20 protein-coding genes are annotated in these 18,762 nt (G+C 71.4%); 6 read left to right on the top strand and 14 right to left on the bottom strand.

The genetic code is table 11. The features are described 5' to 3' along the window. Positions 1–133 precede the first annotated feature (133 nt). The 3 genes from NE236_RS06990 to NE236_RS06980 all read right to left on the bottom strand — a co-directional run bounded on the left by NE236_RS06990 (position 134) and on the right by NE236_RS06980 (position 2,945). On the bottom strand, positions 134–904 hold the full coding sequence (locus NE236_RS06990) for a maleylpyruvate isomerase family mycothiol-dependent enzyme (RefSeq protein ID WP_252840980.1): 771 nt from the start codon (positions 902–904) through the stop codon (positions 134–136). An 85-nt stretch (positions 905–989) separates the two neighbouring features. Beyond that, positions 990–2,603: an acyl-CoA mutase large subunit family protein gene (locus tag NE236_RS06985; RefSeq protein ID WP_252840979.1), complete on the bottom strand. Its 1,614-nt coding sequence runs from the start codon at positions 2,601–2,603 to the stop codon at positions 990–992. 123 nt (positions 2,604–2,726) lie between these two features. Continuing rightward, complete coding sequence (locus NE236_RS06980) at positions 2,727–2,945, bottom strand: SCO4848 family membrane protein (RefSeq protein ID WP_252840978.1); 219 nt, start codon at positions 2,943–2,945, stop codon at positions 2,727–2,729. Positions 2,946–3,013: 68 nt separating this feature from the next. Here NE236_RS06980 and NE236_RS06975 point away from each other — a divergent pair, with 68 nt between their 5' ends. Then, on the top strand, positions 3,014–4,771 hold the full coding sequence (locus NE236_RS06975; RefSeq protein ID WP_252840977.1) for a D-alanyl-D-alanine carboxypeptidase family protein: 1,758 nt from the start codon (positions 3,014–3,016) through the stop codon (positions 4,769–4,771). A gap of 46 nt (positions 4,772–4,817) precedes the next feature. Here NE236_RS06975 and NE236_RS06970 read toward each other — a convergent pair whose 3' ends face one another. From NE236_RS06970 to NE236_RS06955, 4 genes are read right to left on the bottom strand one after another with little or no spacing between them, the layout of a single operon-like run. Continuing rightward, positions 4,818–5,789, bottom strand: coding sequence for a YihY/virulence factor BrkB family protein (locus NE236_RS06970; RefSeq protein WP_252840976.1), 972 nt, complete (start codon positions 5,787–5,789; stop codon positions 4,818–4,820). 59 nt (positions 5,790–5,848) lie between these two features. Next, a complete protein-coding gene (locus NE236_RS06965) occupies positions 5,849–6,391 on the bottom strand; it encodes a 2'-5' RNA ligase family protein (protein ID WP_252840975.1) in 543 nt (180 codons plus the stop codon). Continuing rightward, entirely contained in the window at positions 6,384–7,412 is a 1,029-nt protein-coding gene (gene trpS / locus NE236_RS06960; protein WP_252840974.1) for a tryptophan--tRNA ligase, read from the bottom strand. The genes NE236_RS06965 and trpS overlap by 8 nt, the downstream gene beginning before the upstream one ends. A 12-nt stretch (positions 7,413–7,424) precedes the next feature. Next, on the bottom strand, positions 7,425–8,732 hold the full coding sequence (locus NE236_RS06955) for a hemolysin family protein (RefSeq protein WP_252840973.1): 1,308 nt from the start codon (positions 8,730–8,732) through the stop codon (positions 7,425–7,427). A 99-nt stretch (positions 8,733–8,831) separates the two neighbouring features. On the opposite strand from NE236_RS06955, the gene galE reads away from it, so the two are divergent. Beyond that, complete coding sequence (gene galE / locus NE236_RS06950; RefSeq protein WP_252840972.1) at positions 8,832–9,779, top strand: UDP-glucose 4-epimerase GalE; 948 nt, start codon at positions 8,832–8,834, stop codon at positions 9,777–9,779. 12 nt (positions 9,780–9,791) lie between these two features. Here galE and NE236_RS06945 read toward each other — a convergent pair whose 3' ends face one another. Then, positions 9,792–11,054 (bottom strand): ABC transporter substrate-binding protein, encoded by a 1,263-nt coding sequence (locus NE236_RS06945; RefSeq protein WP_252840971.1) that lies wholly within the window; start codon positions 11,052–11,054, stop codon positions 9,792–9,794. Between the two features lie 394 nt (positions 11,055–11,448). Between NE236_RS06945 and NE236_RS06940 the strand changes: the two genes are divergently transcribed. Genes NE236_RS06940 through NE236_RS06930 form a run of 3 tightly spaced genes read left to right on the top strand, consistent with a single transcriptional unit; the run spans position 11,449 to position 13,181 of the window. Continuing rightward, on the top strand, positions 11,449–11,643 hold the full coding sequence (locus NE236_RS06940; RefSeq protein WP_252840970.1) for a hypothetical protein: 195 nt from the start codon (positions 11,449–11,451) through the stop codon (positions 11,641–11,643). 31 nt (positions 11,644–11,674) lie between these two features. Further along, entirely contained in the window at positions 11,675–12,784 is a 1,110-nt protein-coding gene (gene galK / locus NE236_RS06935) for a galactokinase (RefSeq protein ID WP_252840969.1), read from the top strand. Positions 12,785–12,821: 37 nt separating this feature from the next. Further along, positions 12,822–13,181 (top strand): hypothetical protein, encoded by a 360-nt coding sequence (locus NE236_RS06930; RefSeq protein ID WP_252840968.1) that lies wholly within the window; start codon positions 12,822–12,824, stop codon positions 13,179–13,181. A 147-nt stretch (positions 13,182–13,328) separates the two neighbouring features. Here the strand turns inward: NE236_RS06930 and NE236_RS06925 are convergent, their stop codons facing one another. From NE236_RS06925 to NE236_RS06910, 4 genes are all read right to left on the bottom strand, one after another. Next, positions 13,329–13,631, bottom strand: coding sequence for a hypothetical protein (locus tag NE236_RS06925; protein ID WP_252840967.1), 303 nt, complete (start codon positions 13,629–13,631; stop codon positions 13,329–13,331). Between the two features lie 237 nt (positions 13,632–13,868). Continuing rightward, positions 13,869–14,858 (bottom strand): malate dehydrogenase, encoded by a 990-nt coding sequence (locus NE236_RS06920; protein ID WP_252840966.1) that lies wholly within the window; start codon positions 14,856–14,858, stop codon positions 13,869–13,871. Between the two features lie 278 nt (positions 14,859–15,136). Next, on the bottom strand, positions 15,137–15,541 hold the full coding sequence (locus NE236_RS06915) for a DUF3017 domain-containing protein (protein ID WP_252840965.1): 405 nt from the start codon (positions 15,539–15,541) through the stop codon (positions 15,137–15,139). A gap of 33 nt (positions 15,542–15,574) precedes the next feature. Further along, complete coding sequence (locus NE236_RS06910) at positions 15,575–16,696, bottom strand: citrate/2-methylcitrate synthase (RefSeq protein WP_252840964.1); 1,122 nt, start codon at positions 16,694–16,696, stop codon at positions 15,575–15,577. Positions 16,697–16,865: 169 nt separating this feature from the next. On the opposite strand from NE236_RS06910, the gene NE236_RS06905 reads away from it, so the two are divergent. Beyond that, positions 16,866–17,582, top strand: coding sequence for an FHA domain-containing protein (locus NE236_RS06905; RefSeq protein ID WP_252840963.1), 717 nt, complete (start codon positions 16,866–16,868; stop codon positions 17,580–17,582). A gap of 112 nt (positions 17,583–17,694) precedes the next feature. Here NE236_RS06905 and NE236_RS06900 read toward each other — a convergent pair whose 3' ends face one another. Together NE236_RS06900 and NE236_RS06895 are read right to left on the bottom strand one after the other, a co-directional pair. Then, positions 17,695–18,546 (bottom strand): bifunctional methylenetetrahydrofolate dehydrogenase/methenyltetrahydrofolate cyclohydrolase, encoded by an 852-nt coding sequence (locus NE236_RS06900; protein ID WP_252840962.1) that lies wholly within the window; start codon positions 18,544–18,546, stop codon positions 17,695–17,697. Positions 18,547–18,571: 25 nt separating this feature from the next. Next, positions 18,572–18,757, bottom strand: coding sequence for a hypothetical protein (locus tag NE236_RS06895; protein ID WP_252840961.1), 186 nt, complete (start codon positions 18,755–18,757; stop codon positions 18,572–18,574). Positions 18,758–18,762: the final 5 nt, after the last annotated feature.

Here is an 18,762-nt window from a genome sequence, read left to right as displayed (position 1 = left end):
GCGTCTTTGCCCCGCGATGCGCGGTTGACTCTTCTGGGGCACCCATCGGGCGGTCACCGCCATCCGTTCCGGCTACGAGCAATCCTCACTAATAACCATTTTGATCATCAACCCTGGTGGGCTTGTCCGCCGCTCAGGGCGTGACGGACATGCCCGCGAGCACCCGGCCGGCGAGGTCCCCGTCTCCCGTGACCCGCACGTCGGCCTGGGACGGGTCCACGCGGCCGCCGCCGAGCCGGACGAACGTCTCCCACTCCATGCGGAGCCGCGCGGACGGCTCCGGCGTCTCCTCCGCGAACCGGGCCCGCCGGTCGGCGCCGACCTCGACGCACCAGCGACGCGTGGGCGTCTCGACCAGGACCGTCTGGCCCGGCTCGGCCGCCGCCCGCTTGCCCACGACGAAGGGCAGCGCGCCGCCGAGGATGCGCGCGGCGGTCTCGGCGGCGGGACCGCCGAGGTTGCCCGGACGCCCCGTGGCGCGTCGTACGTCCTGTTCGTGCATCCACACGTCGAATGCACGGTGTCGCAGAAAATCGCCGTACGGCATGTCCACGCCGAAGGGAGTGGTCACCACTTGCGACAGGTCGACGGCACCGGATCGCAGCGCCGCGAGACGCCGGTCGATCACCCCGCGCAGCTCACCGAGGATCTTCTCCGGCGGCCAGGAGCGGAGGGCCTCCACGTCGAGACCGGTGTTGGCCGCCGTCCGCGGCTCGTCGTCCGCGGCCTCGCCGAGCAGCCAACGCTCCAGTCCCAGAATATGGGAGTACTGGTCGAGGACCGACCAGCCCGGGCACTCGGTCGCACGGGCCCAGTCCGGCGCCTCGAGTTCCTCGCCCAGCGCGATCACCGAACGGGCCGTCTGCTCCAAGGCGTCGATGTTCGCCCGCCACTCGTCGCTCATCGTGGTGATCCTCGCTCCCGGGGGGTCATCGCCCGTCACGAGGCTCGCGCGGGCGCGGATCGGACGCTTCGCCTGGTCGCCTCCGTCAGTAGGCGTCGGCGGGGACGTACACCCCCCAGACGTCGCGCAGCGCGTCGCAGACCTCGCCGACCGTGGCGCGGGCCCGCAGCGCCTCCTTCAGGGGGTACAGGAGGTTGCCGTCGCCCGCGGAGACGTCGCCGGAGGCCGCCTGCGCGCCCTCTTTCTCCGCGAGGTGGCGCAGGTCGTCGAGGCGACGGCGTACCTCGTCGTTGTCGCGCGCGGCGCGCAGCCTCGCCAGCCGCTCGGCCTGGGCCTCTCCGATGGTCGGGTCCACGCGCAGCGGCTCGTACGGTTCCTCGCCGTCGGTCCGGAACCGGTTGACGCCGACGACGACGCGCTCACCACCGTCGATCTCCAGCGCAATGGTGTACGCCGACCGCTCGATCTCGGCCTTCTGGAAGCCCTTCTCGATGGCGGCCACGGCACCGCCCAGCTCCTCGACCTGATCGATGAGCGCGCGGGCGGCCTCCTCGATGTCGTCGGTCATCGACTCGACGGCGTACGACCCGGCGAACGGATCGACGATCCGCGTCAGGTCGGACTCGTGCGCGATCACCTGCTGGGTGCGCAGCGCGAGACGGGCGGCCTTCTCCGTGGGCAGCGCGATGGCCTCGTCATAGGAGTTGGTGTGCAGCGACTGGGTGCCGCCCAGGACCGCGCCGAGCGCCTGGATCGCGACGCGCACGAGATTGACCTCGGGCTGCTGGGCGGTGAGCTGGACGCCCGCGGTCTGGGTGTGGAACCGCAGCATCAGGGACTTGGGGTTCTTCGCCCCGAACTCCTCGCGCATGATGTGCGCCCAGATCCGGCGGGCCGCGCGGAACTTCGCGATCTCCTCCAGCAACGTGGTGCGGGCCACGAAGAAGAACGACAGGCGCGGGGCGAACGCGTCGACGTCCAGCCCCGAGTCGACGGCCGCCCGGACGTACTCCTTGGCGTTGGCGAGGGTGAACGCGATCTCCTGTACGGGCGTCGCCCCGGCCTCGGCCATGTGGTAGCCGGAGATCGAGATCGTGTTCCACTTGGGGATCTCGTCCTTGCAGTACCGGAAGGTGTCGGCGACGAGGCGCAAGCTCGGTTTCGGCGGGAAGATGTAGGTGCCCCGCGCGATGTACTCCTTGAGGATGTCGTTCTGGATCGTGCCGGTGAGCCGGTCGGCGGGGACGCCCTGCTCCTCCGCGACGAGCTGGTAGAGGAGCAGGAGCACGGCCGCGGGCGCGTTGATCGTCATCGACGTCGACACCTCGCCCAGCGGGATGCCGTCGAACAGCAGGCGCATGTCCTCGATCGAGTCGATCGCCACGCCGACCTTGCCGACCTCCCCGCGGGCGATGTCCGCGTCGGAGTCGTAGCCCATCTGGGTGGGCAGGTCGAACGCCACCGACAGGCCGGCGGTGCCCGCCTCGATCAGCTGGTGGTAGCGCCGGTTCGACTCGGCGGCGGTGCCGAACCCGGCGTACTGCCGCATCGTCCACGGCCGCTGGGTGTACATCGTCGGGTAGACCCCGCGTGTGAAGGGGAACGCACCCGGCTCCCCCAGGCGCTCCGCGGGGTCGAACCCCTCCAGCACCTCGGGCCCGTAGACGGGTTCGATCGGCAGCCCCGACTCGGAACGCATGCCGTCATCACCTTCCCATTCGCGCCGCCGACCTGCGAGAACGCCCTCGGCGTGCAGGCTTACGCGGCTCCACCTCGCCCTTGTGCGATCGTACGACCGATCGCCGTTCGGTTACATGGTGGCCTACTTCACACCGCGGCCGGCCCTCCAGGAGCGCCAGCCGATCGTGCCGAGCACGGCGGCCAGGACGAGGTTGACGCAGATCAAGATGGCGTGGATGACATAGAACGCGGTGGATCGGGCCGGACCGCTGCCCAAGTTCTTGGCAAGCATGAGCCACTCAAAGATCATGAATGCGGCAAGGCCGATCATAAAAGCGGAGGCGAACCGAGAGAGCTTCATCAGCAGTCATTATTGGGGGTACACCCCCTGTGTCGTGCACCTACCCCGTCGTCTACCGTTGGGCCGCCATGCGAACGTTAATCACCCTGCTGACCCTTTCCGTGGGTGTCGTCCCGCTGGTCGCAGCGCCGGCCCGGGCCGACACGGTCGTCGGCGGCCCCGGCCTCGGCGGGCACGGGTACATCTGGGACCGGTCGTCCGGAGTGTCGGCCCCGCCGCACATTCAGGCGTCGTCGTACGTCATCGCCGACCTGGAGACGGGACGGATCCTGGCCGCGAAGGACCCGCACGGCCACTTCCGGCCCGCCAGCACGCTGAAGACGCTCACCTCGATCACGCTGATCCCGCGCCTGGATCCGGCGAAGCAGGTGAAGCCGTCCCAGACGGCGGTCAACGCGTCCGGATCGGCGGTCGGCATGGACACCAAGTGGAAGTACACCGTCCGCGACCTGTTCCACGGCCTGCTCATGCAGTCCGGGAACGACACCGCCATCGCCCTGTGCGAGGCGAACGGCGGACTTGGGCCGTCCCTCGACCAGATGAACGCCGAGGCCCACCGGATCCAGGCCCTCGACACCGTCGCCCGGACCCCCAACGGTCTCGACGACGACCCGCCGCTCACGCTCGCGCAGCAGCACAGCTCCGCGTACGACCTCGCGCTGATCATGAAGCAGGGCCTCACGCTGCCCGACTTCCGCAAGTACGTCGGGGCGACGCTCTACGACTGGCCGGCCCCGCCGGACAAGAAGGAGCGGGAGAAGGGCAAGAAGACCGGCGGCTACCAGATCGGCACGCACGACCACCTGCTCGTCGGTGACGGCTACCGCGGCATGATCGGCGGCAAGAACGGCTGGACCAGCCACGCGCTCGGCAGCTTCGTCGGCGCGGCCACGCGGAACGGCCACACGATCATCATCGCGCTGATGCACGCGCAGTCCGACTTCTGGGGCGACGCGCGTTCGCTGCTGAACTGGGGCTTCGCCGAGCGCGCGAAGGCGCAGCCGGTGGGGACGCTGGTGGATCCGATTCCGCCGCCGCAGCCGAAGAAGACCGCGGCGACGGTGGACAAGAGGCCGCGCACCGTGCGCGTCTCCCCCGCCGACGGCCCCGACTGGAGCAGGCTCGGCGCCGCCGGGGGCGGGGGTGCCGTCCTCCTGGTGATCGTCGTCGGCGTGACGATCGGCCTGCGGCGCCGGCGGCGGCGCGCGGCGCTCGCCGGCGCGGCACCGCCGCTGCCGCCCGTCGGCGGTCACGTCCGCACGATCGGCCCCGATCCGGCCCCGCCGCCCGGTGCCGGCTCCGAGACGCCGGTTCCCGGTGACACCGATGGCACCGAACCGGTGCCGCGGCTGCGGCATCCCGGCGACGTCAAGGTCGCGGGCGCCCCGCTGTCCTCCGATGGACAGGACCCGTCCGCCCGGCAGACCGCACCGAATCCGGTGCAGCTCCCGCACGACGCGTGGGCCGACGGCGAGGAGACGGTCCACGACGGCCCTCGGGCCGAGGAGGACCCGGCCGTACGGGACGCCGAACGGACCCTCCGCGATGACGAGTGGGCGGCCGAACGGACCGTACTGGACGGGGGCTGGGCGGTCGAGGAGGCCGAGCGGACCCTCCGTGACGACGAACGGACGGTGGGGGACGCCGAGCGCACCGTACGCGACGGCACGGCGACCGCACGGGACGCCGCGACGGGCGGCGGGGAGCCGGGCCTACGGGCCAGAGGGCCGTTCGAGCCGGTGGACGGGTCGGCGGGCGAGCCGTCGCCGGCGATGTCCGACGAGTCACCGGAGGCCGGAAGCCGCGACGACGAGGCGGCACGCTGATCAGAGGGCTCCCCGCCCGCGACCGGCGCGCCGCCAGCCCCTCTTCTTACGTGCGCTCGGCGGGGCGGGGGCTCTGCTCGGAGTCGTCGGCCGGTGGTGCGTCGGCCGTTGCTTCGTCGGCTTTCAGCACCACCCGGCGCGTCGCCGTCCACGCCGCGGTGAACAGGACGAACCGCGAGACGACGTTGATCCAGATCAGCAGGCCGACGATCACGGCGAACGACGCGTACAGCGGATTGCGCACGACGTGCCCAACGAGGTACGCGCCGAGCAGCTTGAGCGCCTCGAAGCCCAGGGCGCCGAACAGGCAGCCGCGCAGCAGCCGCCGCCAGGGCGCGCGGGTGCCCGACAGGCGGGAGAACAGCACCAGGAAGACGAAGGTGTCCGCGACGACCGCGACGCCGATCGCCACCAGACGCAGGACCGTGCCGGCGCCCGGAACGTGGTCCACCCCGGCGGCGTGGAGGACGGCGTGGGTGGCCGAGGTGGCCAGTCCCGAAAGCGCGACCGACGCGAGCAGCGTCAGGCCCAGGACGAGCAGGACGGCCAGGTCGGCGAGTTTCTTGAGGATCGGGTTGGCGTCGTCCTCCGGATCGCCCGTCCACATCGTGCGGAGGAACTCGCGCCAGACGCCGATCCAGCCCAGGCCGCTCCACGACAGGCCGAGCAGCGCGAACACGCCGGCGCCCGCCTTGGCGTCGGCGATCTGCTGCACGGGGAGCTTGTCGGCGATGCCGGGCAGGATCTCGGAGATCGCCTTGGTGACGTAGTCGCGGGCTCCGGGGCTGACCGCCACGGCGTACCCCATCACGGCGAAGGCCAGGGCGACCAGCGGGAAGAACGACAGGAACCCGTAAAAGGTCAGGGCCGCGGCCAGCCGGTTGCCCCGGTGCCGCTCGTAACGGTCATAGGCCCGGCCCATGTGGTCGAACCACCGCCAGCGGGCCCGCAGGCCGCGCAGGAACGCCTTCCCGTGCTCCTGAACCGAGGTGACACCCCGCTGCACCCCACCGATCATCGGCGCCATGGTGGGGGCACTACCCCGCCGAAAGAAGAAGATTCACCCGGAGCGAACGCTCATGAACGGTGCGCGCGGCGACCGAACGGGAAGTGCCGCCGCGGCCGCCACACGCCGTCCGCCCCGTGCTCGTACAGCGAGAAGGCGCGCACCGGGAACTTCGCCTCGTAGGAGGCCAGCTCCTTGAACGCGCGGTCGAGCGCGTCGTCGGCGAGATGGTGGGCCACGGTCACATGCGGGTGGTAGGGGAAGGCCCGCTCGACGGCGAGCGGGCCCCGGCGGACCCCGCGCTCGAGGCGCTCGCAGTCACCGATGCCCTCCGCGAGCGCGACGAACACCACCGGTGACACGGGCCGGAAGGTGCCCGTGCCCCGGAGATGGATGTCGAAGGGGGACTCGTCGCGGGCCGCCGCGCGCAGATGCCGCTCGATGTCGTCCAGAGCGGGGACCGGCACCCGCGTCGGCGGCACCAGCGTGATGTGCGTGGGGATGGACGCCGCGAGCGGATCACCGAACGACGCGCGGCGGCGTTGCAGCTCCGGACCGTACGGCTCGGGAATGGCGACGGCCACTCCGATCGTGCGCTCCTCGGCGTCAGTCACGACCCAGGAACCCCACCCGGTCGCGTACGGTGCCCATCGTCTGCCGGGCGACCTCCCGGGCGCGGTCCGCGCCGACCATCAGCATCCGGTCGAGCTCCCCCTCGTCGGCCAGCAGCTTGGCGGTGCGCTCCCGGATCGGCTCGAAGGTGTCCAGGACGATCTGGGCGAGTTCCTTCTTGAGCGCGCCGTACCCCTGGCCCTCGAAACGGCGCTCGAGGTCCTCGACGGAGGTGCCGGACAGCGCGGAGTGGATCCGGAGGAGGTTGGTGACACCTGGTTTGTTCACCTCGTCGGCCTTGATCTCCGTGCCGGTGTCGGTGACCGCTCGCATGATCTTCTTGCGCACCGAGCCTGGCTCGTCGAGCAGGTCGAGGATGCCCTGCGGCGAGGACGAGGACTTGCTCATCTTCGCCGTCGGCTCCTGCAGGTCGGTGATCTTCGCGGTGGCCTTCGGGATGTACGCCTCGGGCGCGACGAAGGTCTCGCCGAAGCGGTGGTTGAACCGCTGCGCGAGCGTGCGGGTCAGCTCGAGATGCTGCCGCTGGTCCTCCCCGACCGGCACCTGGTCGGCCTGGTAGAGCAGGATGTCGGCGGCCTGCAGGATCGGGTACGTGAACAGCCCGACGGAGGCCGCGGAGGTCCCCTGCTTGGCCGACTTGTCCTTGAACTGCGTCATCCGGCTCGCCTCGCCGAACCCGGTGAGGCAGGACAGCACCCACTGCAACTCCGCGTGCTCGGGCACCTGACTCTGCACGAAGACCGTGCTGCGCTCCGGGTCCAGCCCGATCGCGAACAGCTGCGCCGCCGCCACCCGCGTGCGCCGCCGCAGCGTCTGCGGGTCGTGCTCCATCGTGATGGCGTGCAGGTCGACGATGCAGTAGAACGCGTCGTGGGTGTCCTGCAGGGCGACCCACTGACGGAGCGCGCCGAGGTAGTTGCCGAGGTGGAAGGAGTCGGCGGTCGGCTGGATCCCGGACAGGACCCGCGGGCGCGGGGCGGACGGGCTGGACTCGATGGGCATAGGTGGATTCTCTCAGGATTCGTCGGCGTCCGCCGGTTGGGCGGGCGGAGGAGTGAGGCGAACGCGCGACACGCGCCTGCCGTCCACCTCCGTGACGGTGAGGTGATGCCCGTCCACCTCGATGCTCTCCCCGACCTGCGGCAGATGCCCGAGAACGGCCATGAGATAGCCCGCGACCGTTTCGTACGGCCCTTCGGGCAGCTCCAGGCCGGTCTCGTCGGCGAACGCGTCGAGATTGAGCAGTCCGTCGATCTCGAGCGCGCCGCCGTGCAGCCGGCGGGCGTGGGCGTCCTCCACGTCGTACTCGTCGCGGATGTCGCCGATGAGCTCCTCGACGAGATCTTCGAGGGTGACGATCCCCGCTGTTCCACCGTACTCATCGACGACGATCGCCAGGTGGTGGCCCTCACGCCGCATCTCCGACAGCGCGGCCAGCACCCGCTTGCTGGCCGGGAGGTAGAGCACCGGCCGTACGAGTTCGCCGGCCGGCGTGGAGCGGCCGGAGATCTGCGGATCGAGCAGGTCCCGGACGTGCACGAAGCCGATGACGTCGTCGTGGGAGTCCCGGTACACCGGGAACCGTGAGTGCGGACTGCCCGCGGCGATCTTCGCGGCCTTGCACACGGGTGTCGAGGCGTCGAGGAACTCCACCTCGGTGCGGGGCACCAGCACCTCGCGGAGCTGACGCTCCCCGGCCGCGAAGACCTCCTCGATCAGGTTCCGCTCGTCCGGTGCGATCTCGGCGGTGCCGGCCACGAGCGCGCGGATCTCCTCCGCGGTGATCGCCTCGCGGGAGGTGTCCGGGTCGCCGCCGAGCAGGCGCACGATGACGTTGGTCGACTTCGACAGCAGCCAGATCACCGGCCGGGAGACCTTCGCCATCCGGTCGAGGAACGGCGCCACCGTCAGCGCGGTGCCCTCGGCCCGCTGCAGGCCGAGCCGCTTGGGCGCCAGCTCGCCGATGACCAGCGTGACGTAGGAGATGATCAGGGTGACGCCGACGACGCCGACGAACCCGGCCAGGCCGTCCGACAGCCCGGCATGCGCGATGAGCGCCTTCTTGGCGGTCTCCGAGAGCGTGATGGCGCCGTAGGCCGACGACAGCAGTGCGGTCAGCGTGACGCCGATCTGCACCACCGCGAGGAACCGGTTGGGGTCGCTGACGAGCCTGGCCACCGCGGTACCGCGCCGCCCGAGCTCGGCGATGCGGCGGACCTGGCTGTCGCGCAGCGACACGAGAGCGATCTCGGACGCCACGAACAGGGCCTCGATGAGAATGAGCGCGAGGACGATCGCGGCGCTCACCAGCGTTTCTCTCATGAGAAACGCCTCAGACTATGTGGGTCGTCCATATCCAGGTGGGTTGTTCGGAAAGACTTGAGCTGAAAGCGTACCCGTTCCTGCTCAGAAGGAGGCCTGATGAAACTTCTCGTCACGGGAGGTGCCGGTTATATCGGCAGTGTCGTCTCGGCACGACTGCTGGAGGCCGGGCACGAGGTGGTCGTGCTGGACGACTGCTCGACCGGTCACGCCGACGCGGTCGCGGACGGAGCGCGGCTCGTCCGGGCCACGCTCCGGGAGGCGGCCCATGAGACGCTGGCCGAGGGGTTCGACGGCGTGCTGCACTTCGCGGCCAAGTCCCTCGTCGGAGAGTCGGTCGAGAAGCCCGGGCTGTACTGGGACAAGAACCTCGGCGAGTCGCTGGCCCTGCTCGACGCGATGCGGACGCACGGGACGCCGCGCATCGTGTTCTCCTCGACCGCCGCGACCTACGGTGAGCCGGAGCGCACACCGATCCTGGAGACCGACCCCACCCGGCCCACGAACCCCTACGGCGCGTCCAAGCTCGCCATCGACACGACCCTCGCGGAGTACGCCCGCCTCTACGGCATCGGCGGGGTGAGCCTGCGCTACTTCAACGTCGCGGGCGCCTACGGCAGGTACGGCGAGCGGCACACGGTCGAGACGCACATCATCCCCAACGTGCTCAAGGTGCCGCTCGGCGAGCGCGCGTCGGTGTCGGTCTTCGGCACCGACTACCCGACGCCGGACGGCACCTGCGTCCGCGACTACATCCACGTCGTCGACCTGGCCGAGGCCCACCTCCTGGCCCTGGACGCCTGCACCCCGCACAGCCACGAGATCTTCAATCTCGGCAGCGGGTCCGGCTACTCGGTCCGCGAGGTGATCGACGTCTGCCGTGAGGTGACCGGCCACGAGATCCCGGCGGTGGAGGGCCCCCGCCGGCCCGGCGACCCGGCGGTGCTGATCGCCTCCTCCACCAAGATCGCGGACCGGCTCGGCTGGAAGCCCGAACGGGACCTGAAGGCGATGGTCGCCGACGCCTGGGGCTTCGCCCGGCGCTGACGCCCAGATCCCTCAGTTCGCGGTCAGGGGACCCAGCTTGGCCTGCAGGCCGGACAGGGCCTGTTCAGGGCTCTGCTCGCCTCGCAGGGCCGCGTAGGCCGCTTCCTGGACGGCCGCGGTGACGTCGCCGTAGCGGACGACCTCCGGCCGGGGCCGGGCGTTCTGGATGGACGTGGCCAGTGTCGGCAGGTACGGCTGTGCCTTGACCATGTCGGGGTCGGAGTACAGCGCGGTGCGGGACATCGGGTACGCGCTGCCGAGGCCGAAGGCCTTCTCGGCCTCGGTGCCGGTGACGTACCGGATGAACTCCAGGGCCGTCTTCTTGTGCTTGGAGAAGGCGGAGATCGCCACGTTGTTCCCGCCGAGGGTGGACGTGCCCGGGCCGGTGCGCCCGGGCAGCGACGCGACCCCGAACCGGCCGGCGACCTTGCTGGAGCCGTCGGCCTTGCCCGCGAGGGCGTAGACGTAGCCCCAGTTGCGGTGGAAGAGCAGGTCGCCGGCCTCGAAGGCGCGCCGGCCGTTCTCCTCCTGGTAGGTGAGGGCGGGCTTGGGGATCAGGCCGTTCTTGAGGCCGTCGGTGAGGAACCGCAGACCGGCCAGGGCCTCCGGGGTGTTCAGGGCCGGTTTCCCGGAGGCGTCGAGGATCTGCCCGCCGGCGCTGCTGATCGCCTCGGTGACGTTGACGGTCAGGCCCTCGTACTTGTCGTACTGGCCGGCGTAGCACCCGATGTCGACGGACCTGCGCACCTTGGCGCAGTCGTCGGTGAGCTCCTGCCACGTCGTCGGGGGCTTGTCGATGCCGGCCTTCTTCAGCAGGTCGGTCCGGTAGTACAGCAGGCCCGCGCCGGTGAGCCACGGCGCGGCGTACGGCTTCCCGCGGTACTGGCCGGTCCGCAGCGATGGTTCGAGGAACCCGCCGGTGTCCAGGCCGGTGAGCGGTTCCGCCCACCGGTTCGCGGCGAACTCGGCGGTCCAGACGGCGTCCAGCGTGACGACGTCGTACGCGGTGGACTTGATCTGGGCGTTCTGGACGAGCTGCTGGCGCTGGGCGTCGGCCGCCTCCGGCAGATCGACCAGGGTGACCTTGGTGCCGGGGTGGGAGGAGTTCCAGCTGTCGACGATCTTCCGGAGGGTTCCCGTGGGCTCCTTGAAGCTCGCCCAGGTGATCGGCCCGCGGCCGGCCGAGTCGTCGGAGCCGCCGGAGGATCCGCAGGCGCACAGCCCGAGGGCCAGGACGGCGCCGAGGAGGCTCCGGCGCGGGAAACGGTGCTTCATGGTGACTCCGCTGGTGGGATGGAGGGCGGTGCAGGGGGGCGTCAGGGGGCGGAGCTCCCGCCGTCGGGGAGGGAGACGACGGTGCCGGTGTGCCGGGCCCGCTCGGCGGCCCACACGAGCCGGTGGCTCGCGAGGGACGTGCGGGCGTCGGAGAGCAGCAGGGACGGGTCGTTCGCGGCCAGCGCGGCGACGAACGTGTCGGCGGGGCCTGGTCCCCGGCAAGTGACGCCTCCTCCCCGTCGTCCGCCTCGACGACCTCGTGGGTCCCGGAGACGAAGTCCTCCAGGGTCAGCCGAACCCCGTCGCCCTCGATGGAGCCGTGGGAGCGCCAGCGACCTTACTGGCGGTGCACGCACGCGTAAAGCGGATGGTCGGATGTCGGCGTACTCCGTTCTTGCTCGCCACCATCGCCGAGCACTGGCGCGGGGCCGCCCAGGACGTACGGGACGCCGTCTGCGTCCTCGCCGGCAACCGCGTCGCGGCGGGTGTCCTCATCGGCGGCCGGCTCCAGTCGGCGTCGCGACCGGGGCCGTCCGCCTCGCCCTCGAACGGGCGACCGAGGACCTTTTCCCCGATGGGCTGCCGGTAGGATCGCTGCCCCCACGACAGGCACGGTGATCATGGACTTCCGCGAGTTCTACGGGCGCGATCCAGAAGGGGTCTGGCACGCTCCCGGTCGCGTCAACCTCATCGGCGAGCACACCGACTACAACGACGGCTTCGTCCTGCCCTTCGCCCTCGCCCAGGGCGTGTCGGCCACGGCGGCCCGCCGCGACGACGGCGTCCTCGAGTTCCGCTCGCTGCAGTCGCCGGACGCCGTACGCGTCACCGACCCGCGGCCCGGCGACGTCACCGGATGGGCCGCGTACGCCGCCGGCGTGGCCTGGGCGCTGCGCGACGCCGGGCATGAGGTCGGCGGCGCGTCCCTGCTCATCACCTCCGACCTGCCGCAGGGCGCCGGCCTGTCGTCGTCGGCCGCGCTCGAGTGCGCCGTCGCCCTCGCGCTGTGCGATCTTTACGGGATCGAGGTGCCCCGGCCGGAGCTGGCCCGCATCGCGCAGCGGGCCGAGAACGACTTCGTCGGGGTGCCCTGCGGCATCATGGACCAGTCCGCCTCCCTGCTGTGCACCGAGGGTCACGCGCTCCTCCTGGACTGCCGCAGCGGGCTGTCCACGCAGGTCCCCCTCGACCTGACCGGCCTGTCTCTCCTGGTCATCGACACGCGCGCCGAGCACGAGCTGGTCGACGGCGGGTACGCCGCCCGCCGCGCCGCCTGCGAGAAGGCCGCCGAGCTTCTCGGCGTCGCGGCGCTGCGCGACGTCGAGGACCTGGCCGCCGCGCTCACCAAGCTCGACGACCCGGTGCTGCGCCGCCGCACCCAGCACGTCGTCACGGACGACCACCGCGTCCAGGCGGCGGTGGGCCTGCTGCGGGCCGGCGCCGTCGCCGAGGTCGGCGCGCTGCTCATCGCCTCGCACCTGTCCCTGCGCGATCAGTTCGAGATCTCCTGGCCGGAGGCCGACGTGGCGGTCGAGGAGGCCGTACGCGCCGGTGCGCGAGGGGCGCGAATGGTCGGCGGCGGATTCGGCGGCTCGGTGATCGCCCTGGTGCCGGTGGACCGCGAGGAGCAGGTGCGCGAGGCCGTGACCAAGGCGTACGCCGACCGCGCCTGGGAGGAGCCGCGCTTCATCGACGCCTCCCCCTCGGCCGGTGCCCGCCGCGTGTCCTGACACGCCTGGATCACCCCGTACCGCCATCCTTGGTCACATGCGGCGCTATGAGGCAATAACGGTGTTCCTGCTCCTCGTCGGAGGAGTGCTGCTCCCGGTGGCCGGCTGGCTGATCGGCGCGGCGATGCTCGTGGGCTCGTCGCGCTGGTCGGCCCGCGACAAACTGGCCGGCCTGCTCGTCTGGCCGGGCGGGCTGGCCGCGGCCACCGCCCTCGTCGTCTTCGCCCCCACCCGCGAATGCGTGTACGTGGACGACGCGAGCGGGCACCGGCACGGCGGGCACTGCACGGGCACCGCCCTGTCCGGCTGGCTGGGCGTCCCGCTCCTGACCGTCATGATCATCGGACCGCTGGTCACCGCCGTGTATTTGGTCTGGCGCGCCCGCCGAGCCACCTGATCCGCGACATGGTCGCGCGAACGTCGCAGGCGGCGGCCGCCGACGCCCCGGCGTTCAGCCGCACCACCGGGCACGCCTGCACGCGAAGGCCGCCGGGCCCCCGTCACGGGGACCCGGCGGCCTTTCACCGCTGTGCCTGAGACCGCCTCAGGAGCGGCCGTCCGCCTCGGACCGGGCCAGCAGCTTCGCGACCATCTCGCGCAGCTCGACCTGCCCGGCCATCAGCTCCGGGATGACCGCGACCCGAGCCCGGATCTCGCCCAGGTCGGCCGTATTGGCCTTGACCTGCGCCATGTCCCTCTTGAGCTCGGTGACGTCAGCTTTGAGCTCGGTGACGTCGTCCGTGAGCCGGTCGAGCCGCTGCTCGATCCGGCCGCACGCGGTGTCATGGTCGTCCATGCGTCGCTCCAGGGTCCCGACCCGGGTCTGGATGTCCTCGATGACTCCCACGGTGCTTCTGCCTCCTCGGCGCTGGGGGTTGACACGAACCGAAGGGCGACCGCTGGCTGCGGTGAGTCTCCTCCAAGCTCCTCGTGTCCGTCTGCACGCCACCCAGACGGCCTTGACGCGGGGCACGACCACTCCTGGCCGGCAATGGCTCTTGATGAGGTGACTCTGACGGCGAGGATCACAGAAGTCACGCTCCGCGTCAATTCGATCACGCAAAGAGACGATCGCGCCTCCGTGTCAGATCAGGCCGAGGCTGCGGACCGCCTCGCGCTCCTCCTCCAGTTCGCGCACCGAGGCGTCGATGCGCTCGCGCGAGAAGTCGTTGATCTCCAGGCCCTGGACGATCTCCCACTTGCCGTCCTTGGCGACCACCGGGAAGGACGAGACCAGGCCCTCGGGCACGCCGTACGAGCCGTCGGAGACGACGGCCATGGAGGTCCAGTCGCCTTCGGCGGTGCCGTTGACCCAGGTGTGGATGTGGTCGACGGCCGCGCTGGCCGCCGAGGCCGCCGAGGAGGCGCCACGGGCCTCGATGATGGCCGCGCCCCGCTTGGCGACCGTCGGGATGAAGGTGTCGCGGAGCCAGGCCTCGTCGTTCACGGCCTCCGCGGCGTTCCGGCCGCCGACCTCGGCGTGGAAGATGTCGGGGTACTGCGTCGCGGAGTGGTTGCCCCAGATGGCGAGCCTCTTGATGTCCGCCACCGGCGCCTGCAGCTTCTTGGCGAGCTGGGCGATGGCGCGGTTGTGGTCCAGGCGGGTCATCGCGGTGAAGCGGTCGGCCGGAACGTCCGGGGCGTGCGACTTGGCGATCAGCGCGTTGGTGTTGGCCGGGTTGCCGACCACGAGCACCCGCACGTCGTCGGCGGCGCCGGCGTTGATCGCCTCGCCCTGCGGCTTGAAGATGCCGCCGTTGGCCTCGAGGAGGTCACCGCGCTCCATGCCCTTCGTGCGCGGGCGGGCGCCGACCAGCAGGGCGACGTTGGTCCCGTCGAAGGCCCTCTTCACGTCGTCGGTGACGTCGATGCCCGCGAGCAGCGGGAAGGCTGCGTCGTCGAGCTCCATCGCGGTGCCCTCGGCGGCCTTGACGGCCTGCGGGATCTCCAGCAGGCGAAGGTGCACGGGTACATCGGGGCCGAGCAGCTGCCCCGAGGCGATGCGGAAGAGCAGGGCGTAGCCGATCTGGCCGGCCGCGCCGGTGACGGTCACATTGACGGGAGTGCGAGTCATCGTGGTCTCCAGCTGGTACGAGGCCCGTGTCGAGCGCCGAGCGGAGCTCCCATCGGGTCTCTCGTCGTCGAGATATTCCAGGCGTCAGGCTACCGCGCGCCCGATCGCCCCACCGCACCGCCCATCACGGCCTCCGCGCCAACAACTCCGGCACCCGACCGTGCTTCACCACCATCGGTTCCGTAAGCTGAGGCCGTAAGCCCCGGACCCGCTCGCAAGGTGCGCGCCCGGGGCAGACCTTTTTTCTCCACTCGAAGCGCCGATGGCGGACCAACCGCTCAGCCGGTGGTGCCCTTTGCGACGAATGCGACGAGTGTGACGCCGACCGCGGCGGCCGTCATGAGCAGGACGTCCACCCACCGGCGGCGCACCGCGAGCATTCCGGTCTGGCTCTCCGGGAGCACCAGCCGGGCGAGCGCCCCGATGAACACCGACGCGGCGATCAGCATGCTGCCCCGCCGGAAGTGGTTGGTCGCCACCACGGCCAGGCCGGCCGCGACCCCGCAGAGCACGAAGACGTACGGCAGCTGCCCCAGCCACCGCGGCACGGCCGGGCGGACCTGCGCGCGCTCCGCGCGGCGCGGGGACGGCGGGGTCCTCGGCCCGGGCGCGGGCTGCGCCGACGGCGGGGCGTCCGCCGGGGACGCTTCGTACGACTCCGGTGGCCCGTACTGCTCCGACATGTCTCTATCTTGGCAGCGCTCGAGCGTGAATGCTCACCGCCGGTCCAGAGGGACCCATTCTCGGTCGTGTTCCCCGACGTACTCGCTGCCGGGACGGATGAGCCGGTTGTCGGCGTGCTGCTCGATGACGTGGGCGGTCCAGCCGGCCATCCGGCTGATGGAGAACACCGGGGTGAACAGGTCGGTCGGGATGCCGAGACCGCGGTAGACGCTCGCGGCGAAGAAGTCGACGTTGGGGAACAGTCTCTTCTCGGCGAGGACGGCCTCCTCGATGCGGCGGGAGATGGCCCACCAGCGGTCGTCGCCCGTGCTGCCGGCGAGTTCGCGCGCCAGCCGGCGCAGGTGGGTGGCCCGTGGATCCTCCGTCTTGTAGACGCGGTGCCCGAACCCGGGGATCTTCTGCCCCGCGTCGAGCCGGGCGCGTACGGCCCGGGGCGCCTCGGCGGCGCTCCCGATCGTCTCCAGCATGTGCATGACCTGCTCGTTCGCGCCGCCGTGCAGGGGACCCTTCAGCGTGCCGATCGCGGCGACGATCGCCGAGTGCATGTCCGACAGCGTCGCCGCGCAGACGCGGGCGGCGAAGGTCGAGGCGTTCATCGTGTGGTCGGCGTGCAGGACCAGGCACTCGTCGAAGATCTCGACCTCGCGTGCCGACGGACGCCGGCCGGTGATCTGCAGCAGAAAGTCGCCGGCGATGCCGAGCGTAGGGTCGGGGTCCGGGACGGTCACTCCACGGCGGGCGGCGTGGTAGCGCGCGACGAGGCCCGGCTGCCGGCCCGTCAGCCGGGCCGCCTTGCGAAGGTCGGCCGCCGGCTCATTGGAAGCGGCGTCCGGGTCGTCCGCGCTGGACAGCGAGACGAGCGTGCGCAGCGCCTCCATCGGCGCCTGGCTCCGCGCGACCGCGTCGAGGACGTCCGCGACGAGGCCGCCGAGCCTCCTGCCCTCGGCCAGGCGCTCCGTGAGGGCCGTGAGCCCGGCGCGGTCGGGCAGTGACCCGTGGTGGAGGAGGTGCACGCACTCCTCGAAGCCGATCCTCCCGGCCAGGTCGTGGATGTCGTATCCGCGGTACGACAGGAGCCCTCGGATGCCGTCGATGTCGCTCAGCGCGGTGGAGGCGGCGACGACATCGGCCAGCCCCTTCGACGGCGTACTCATGGCCGCCTCACTCCCTCCGCGTTCCGGCGGTCCCGAAGCCCCCTTCACGGAGGGTCGGATGTCCCGTAATCTCCGGTGTACTCGGTCCTACCCACCGGTAGGCGGGTGTGACCATGGCCGGTCCGGGTAACCAGGCAGACAGGGGTCGCTAACTACTGAAGGGACCGCTGTGGAGGGCCCGTACATACGGATCGAAGAAACCGGCACGGTACTACCACTGCGCTCAGAGGTCACGACGATCGGCCGAGGCCGTGGCGTGGACATACGACTCGACGATCCGAGCGTGTCCCGGCTGCACGCCGAGCTGGTCCGCCGCGGTCCGTACGTCTACGTCGTGGACCTCGGCCTGTCGCGCAACGGGACCAGGGTCAACGGCCGGCCGATCGCGCGGCGTGTGCTCGAGGACGGTGACGTGATCAGCTTCGGCGCCGCGCGCTGCCGGATGGGCGGCATCCCGCGCGAGGACGTCGACCCTGACGTGGAGCTGCGCCGTGCCGTCGCCCCTGAGCTCACCCGCCGGGAGGTCGACGTGCTGACGTCGTTGTGCCGTCCCGCCTTGTCCGACGAGGCGTTCGTCGCGCCCGCCACGGCCCGTGAGATCGCCACCGACCTCGTGGTGACCGAGGCGGCGGTCAAGCAGCACCTGTTGCGGTTGTACCAGAAGTTCCGCATCCCCGAGGGCGCCAACCGGCGCACCCGGCTCGCGAACGAGGTGATCGCCCTCGGGCTGGTCCGCCCACTGCCGCCTGTGCACGTGCCGCCGCAGGGCGGCCGTCCGCCGGAGCCGGCCCGTCGTCCCGACGGAGCCCGGCCGGGCACCCCGCCACAGCCGCGTCAGCCGACGGCCCCCGGGCAGCCGACGACGCCGGGACGGCGCGCGAGCTGACCAGGTCGCCACCGTGGAGCCGGTGGCGACGTCTCCTGGCACCGCGACCGACCGCGCCGCCGTCCTCGTGGCTCGGCCGCCGAGCCTGCGGCGGAGCGGGGGCGGTCTCGGGTCAGGCCGAGGCCTTCTCCGCGGACTCGACGACGTTGGCCAGCAGCATGGCGCGGGTCATGGGCCCCACACCGCCGGGCATGGGCGCGACCCATCCGGCGACCTCGCGGACGTCGGGGTGGACGTCGCCGACGAGACCCTCTTCCGTGCGGGTGATGCCGACGTCGAGCACGGTCGCACCGGGCTTGACCATGTCCGCGGTGAGCAGACCCGGGACCCCTGCGGCCACGACGACGATGTCGGCACCGCGCGTGTGCGCGGCGAGGTCCTTCGTGCCGGTGTGGCAGGTCGTGACGGTGGCGTTCTCGGACCGGCGCGTGAGCAGCAGGCCGAGCGCCCGGCCCACCGTGATGCCCCGGCCGATGACGGTGACGTCGGCGCCCCGCACCGGCACGTCGTGGCGGCGCAGCAGTTCGACGATGCCGCGCGGAGTGCACGGCAGCGCGCCCGGCTGCATCAGCACGAGGCGCCCGAGGCTGACCGGGTGCAGGCCGTCGGCGTCCTTGGCCGGATCGATGCGCTCGAGGACCCGCTGCTCGTCCAGGCCCTTGGGAAGGGGCAACTGGACGATGTAGCCGGTGCACGCCGGGTCGGCGTTGAGCTCGTCGACGGCCGCCTCGACCTCCTCCTGAGTGGCCGTCGCGGGCAGGTCGCGCCGGATGCTGGCGATCCCCACCTCGGCGCAGTCACGGTGCTTGCCGGCGACGTAGGCCTGGCTTCCCGGGTCGTCGCCCACGAGAACGGTGCCCAGGCCGGGCACGACTCCGCGCTCGCGCAGCGCGTCGACGCGCTGCTTCAGTTCGGCGCGGATCGCCGCGGCGGTCGCCTTACCGTCGAGAATTCGTGCGGTCACGGGTCAATCCTCTCAGGCGTGGGAACTACAGCTCGTCCTGGTCCGCCCGCCGCCGCCAGGCGACGAGGCGGTCCGTGAGGTGCCAGCTCGCGGACCCCGCGAGAACGGCGGCCAGCACGGCGGCGATGAGGCCGATCACTGGGCGGACCTGCTCGCTGAACGCCGCGCTTCGGCCGATGATGGCCACGCTGAACGCGAGGAACCCGGGCACGATGT

It is taken from the genome of Actinoallomurus purpureus (genome assembly GCF_024055795.1).
Classification (GTDB): Bacteria; Actinomycetota; Actinomycetes; order Streptosporangiales; family Streptosporangiaceae; genus Actinoallomurus; species Actinoallomurus purpureus.
This window is presented reverse-complemented; position numbering and strand designations above follow the sequence as displayed.

Bases quoted from the DNA above. Each gene is read 5' to 3' on its own strand.
- NE236_RS06985 (WP_252840979.1), bottom strand. From the start codon at position 2,603: ATGCGTTCCGAGTCGGGGCTGCCGATCGAACCCGTCTACGGGCCCGAG.
- NE236_RS06970 (WP_252840976.1), bottom strand. From the start codon at position 5,789: ATGATCGGTGGGGTGCAGCGGGGTGTCACCTCGGTTCAGGAGCACGGG.
- NE236_RS06930 (WP_252840968.1), top strand. From the start codon at position 12,822: ATGCGGCGCTATGAGGCAATAACGGTGTTCCTGCTCCTCGTCGGAGGA.
- NE236_RS06980 (WP_252840978.1), bottom strand. From the start codon at position 2,945: ATGAAGCTCTCTCGGTTCGCCTCCGCTTTTATGATCGGCCTTGCCGCA.
- NE236_RS06920 (WP_252840966.1), bottom strand. From the start codon at position 14,858: ATGACTCGCACTCCCGTCAATGTGACCGTCACCGGCGCGGCCGGCCAG.
- NE236_RS06955 (WP_252840973.1), bottom strand. From the start codon at position 8,732: ATGAGAGAAACGCTGGTGAGCGCCGCGATCGTCCTCGCGCTCATTCTC.
- NE236_RS06990 (WP_252840980.1), bottom strand. From the start codon at position 904: ATGAGCGACGAGTGGCGGGCGAACATCGACGCCTTGGAGCAGACGGCC.
- NE236_RS06945 (WP_252840971.1), bottom strand. From the start codon at position 11,054: ATGAAGCACCGTTTCCCGCGCCGGAGCCTCCTCGGCGCCGTCCTGGCC.
- galE (WP_252840972.1), top strand. From the start codon at position 8,832: ATGAAACTTCTCGTCACGGGAGGTGCCGGTTATATCGGCAGTGTCGTC.
- NE236_RS06975 (WP_252840977.1), top strand. From the start codon at position 3,014: ATGCGAACGTTAATCACCCTGCTGACCCTTTCCGTGGGTGTCGTCCCG.
- NE236_RS06915 (WP_252840965.1), bottom strand. From the start codon at position 15,541: ATGTCGGAGCAGTACGGGCCACCGGAGTCGTACGAAGCGTCCCCGGCG.
- trpS (WP_252840974.1), bottom strand. From the start codon at position 7,412: ATGCCCATCGAGTCCAGCCCGTCCGCCCCGCGCCCGCGGGTCCTGTCC.
- galK (WP_252840969.1), top strand. From the start codon at position 11,675: ATGGACTTCCGCGAGTTCTACGGGCGCGATCCAGAAGGGGTCTGGCAC.
- NE236_RS06910 (WP_252840964.1), bottom strand. From the start codon at position 16,696: ATGAGTACGCCGTCGAAGGGGCTGGCCGATGTCGTCGCCGCCTCCACC.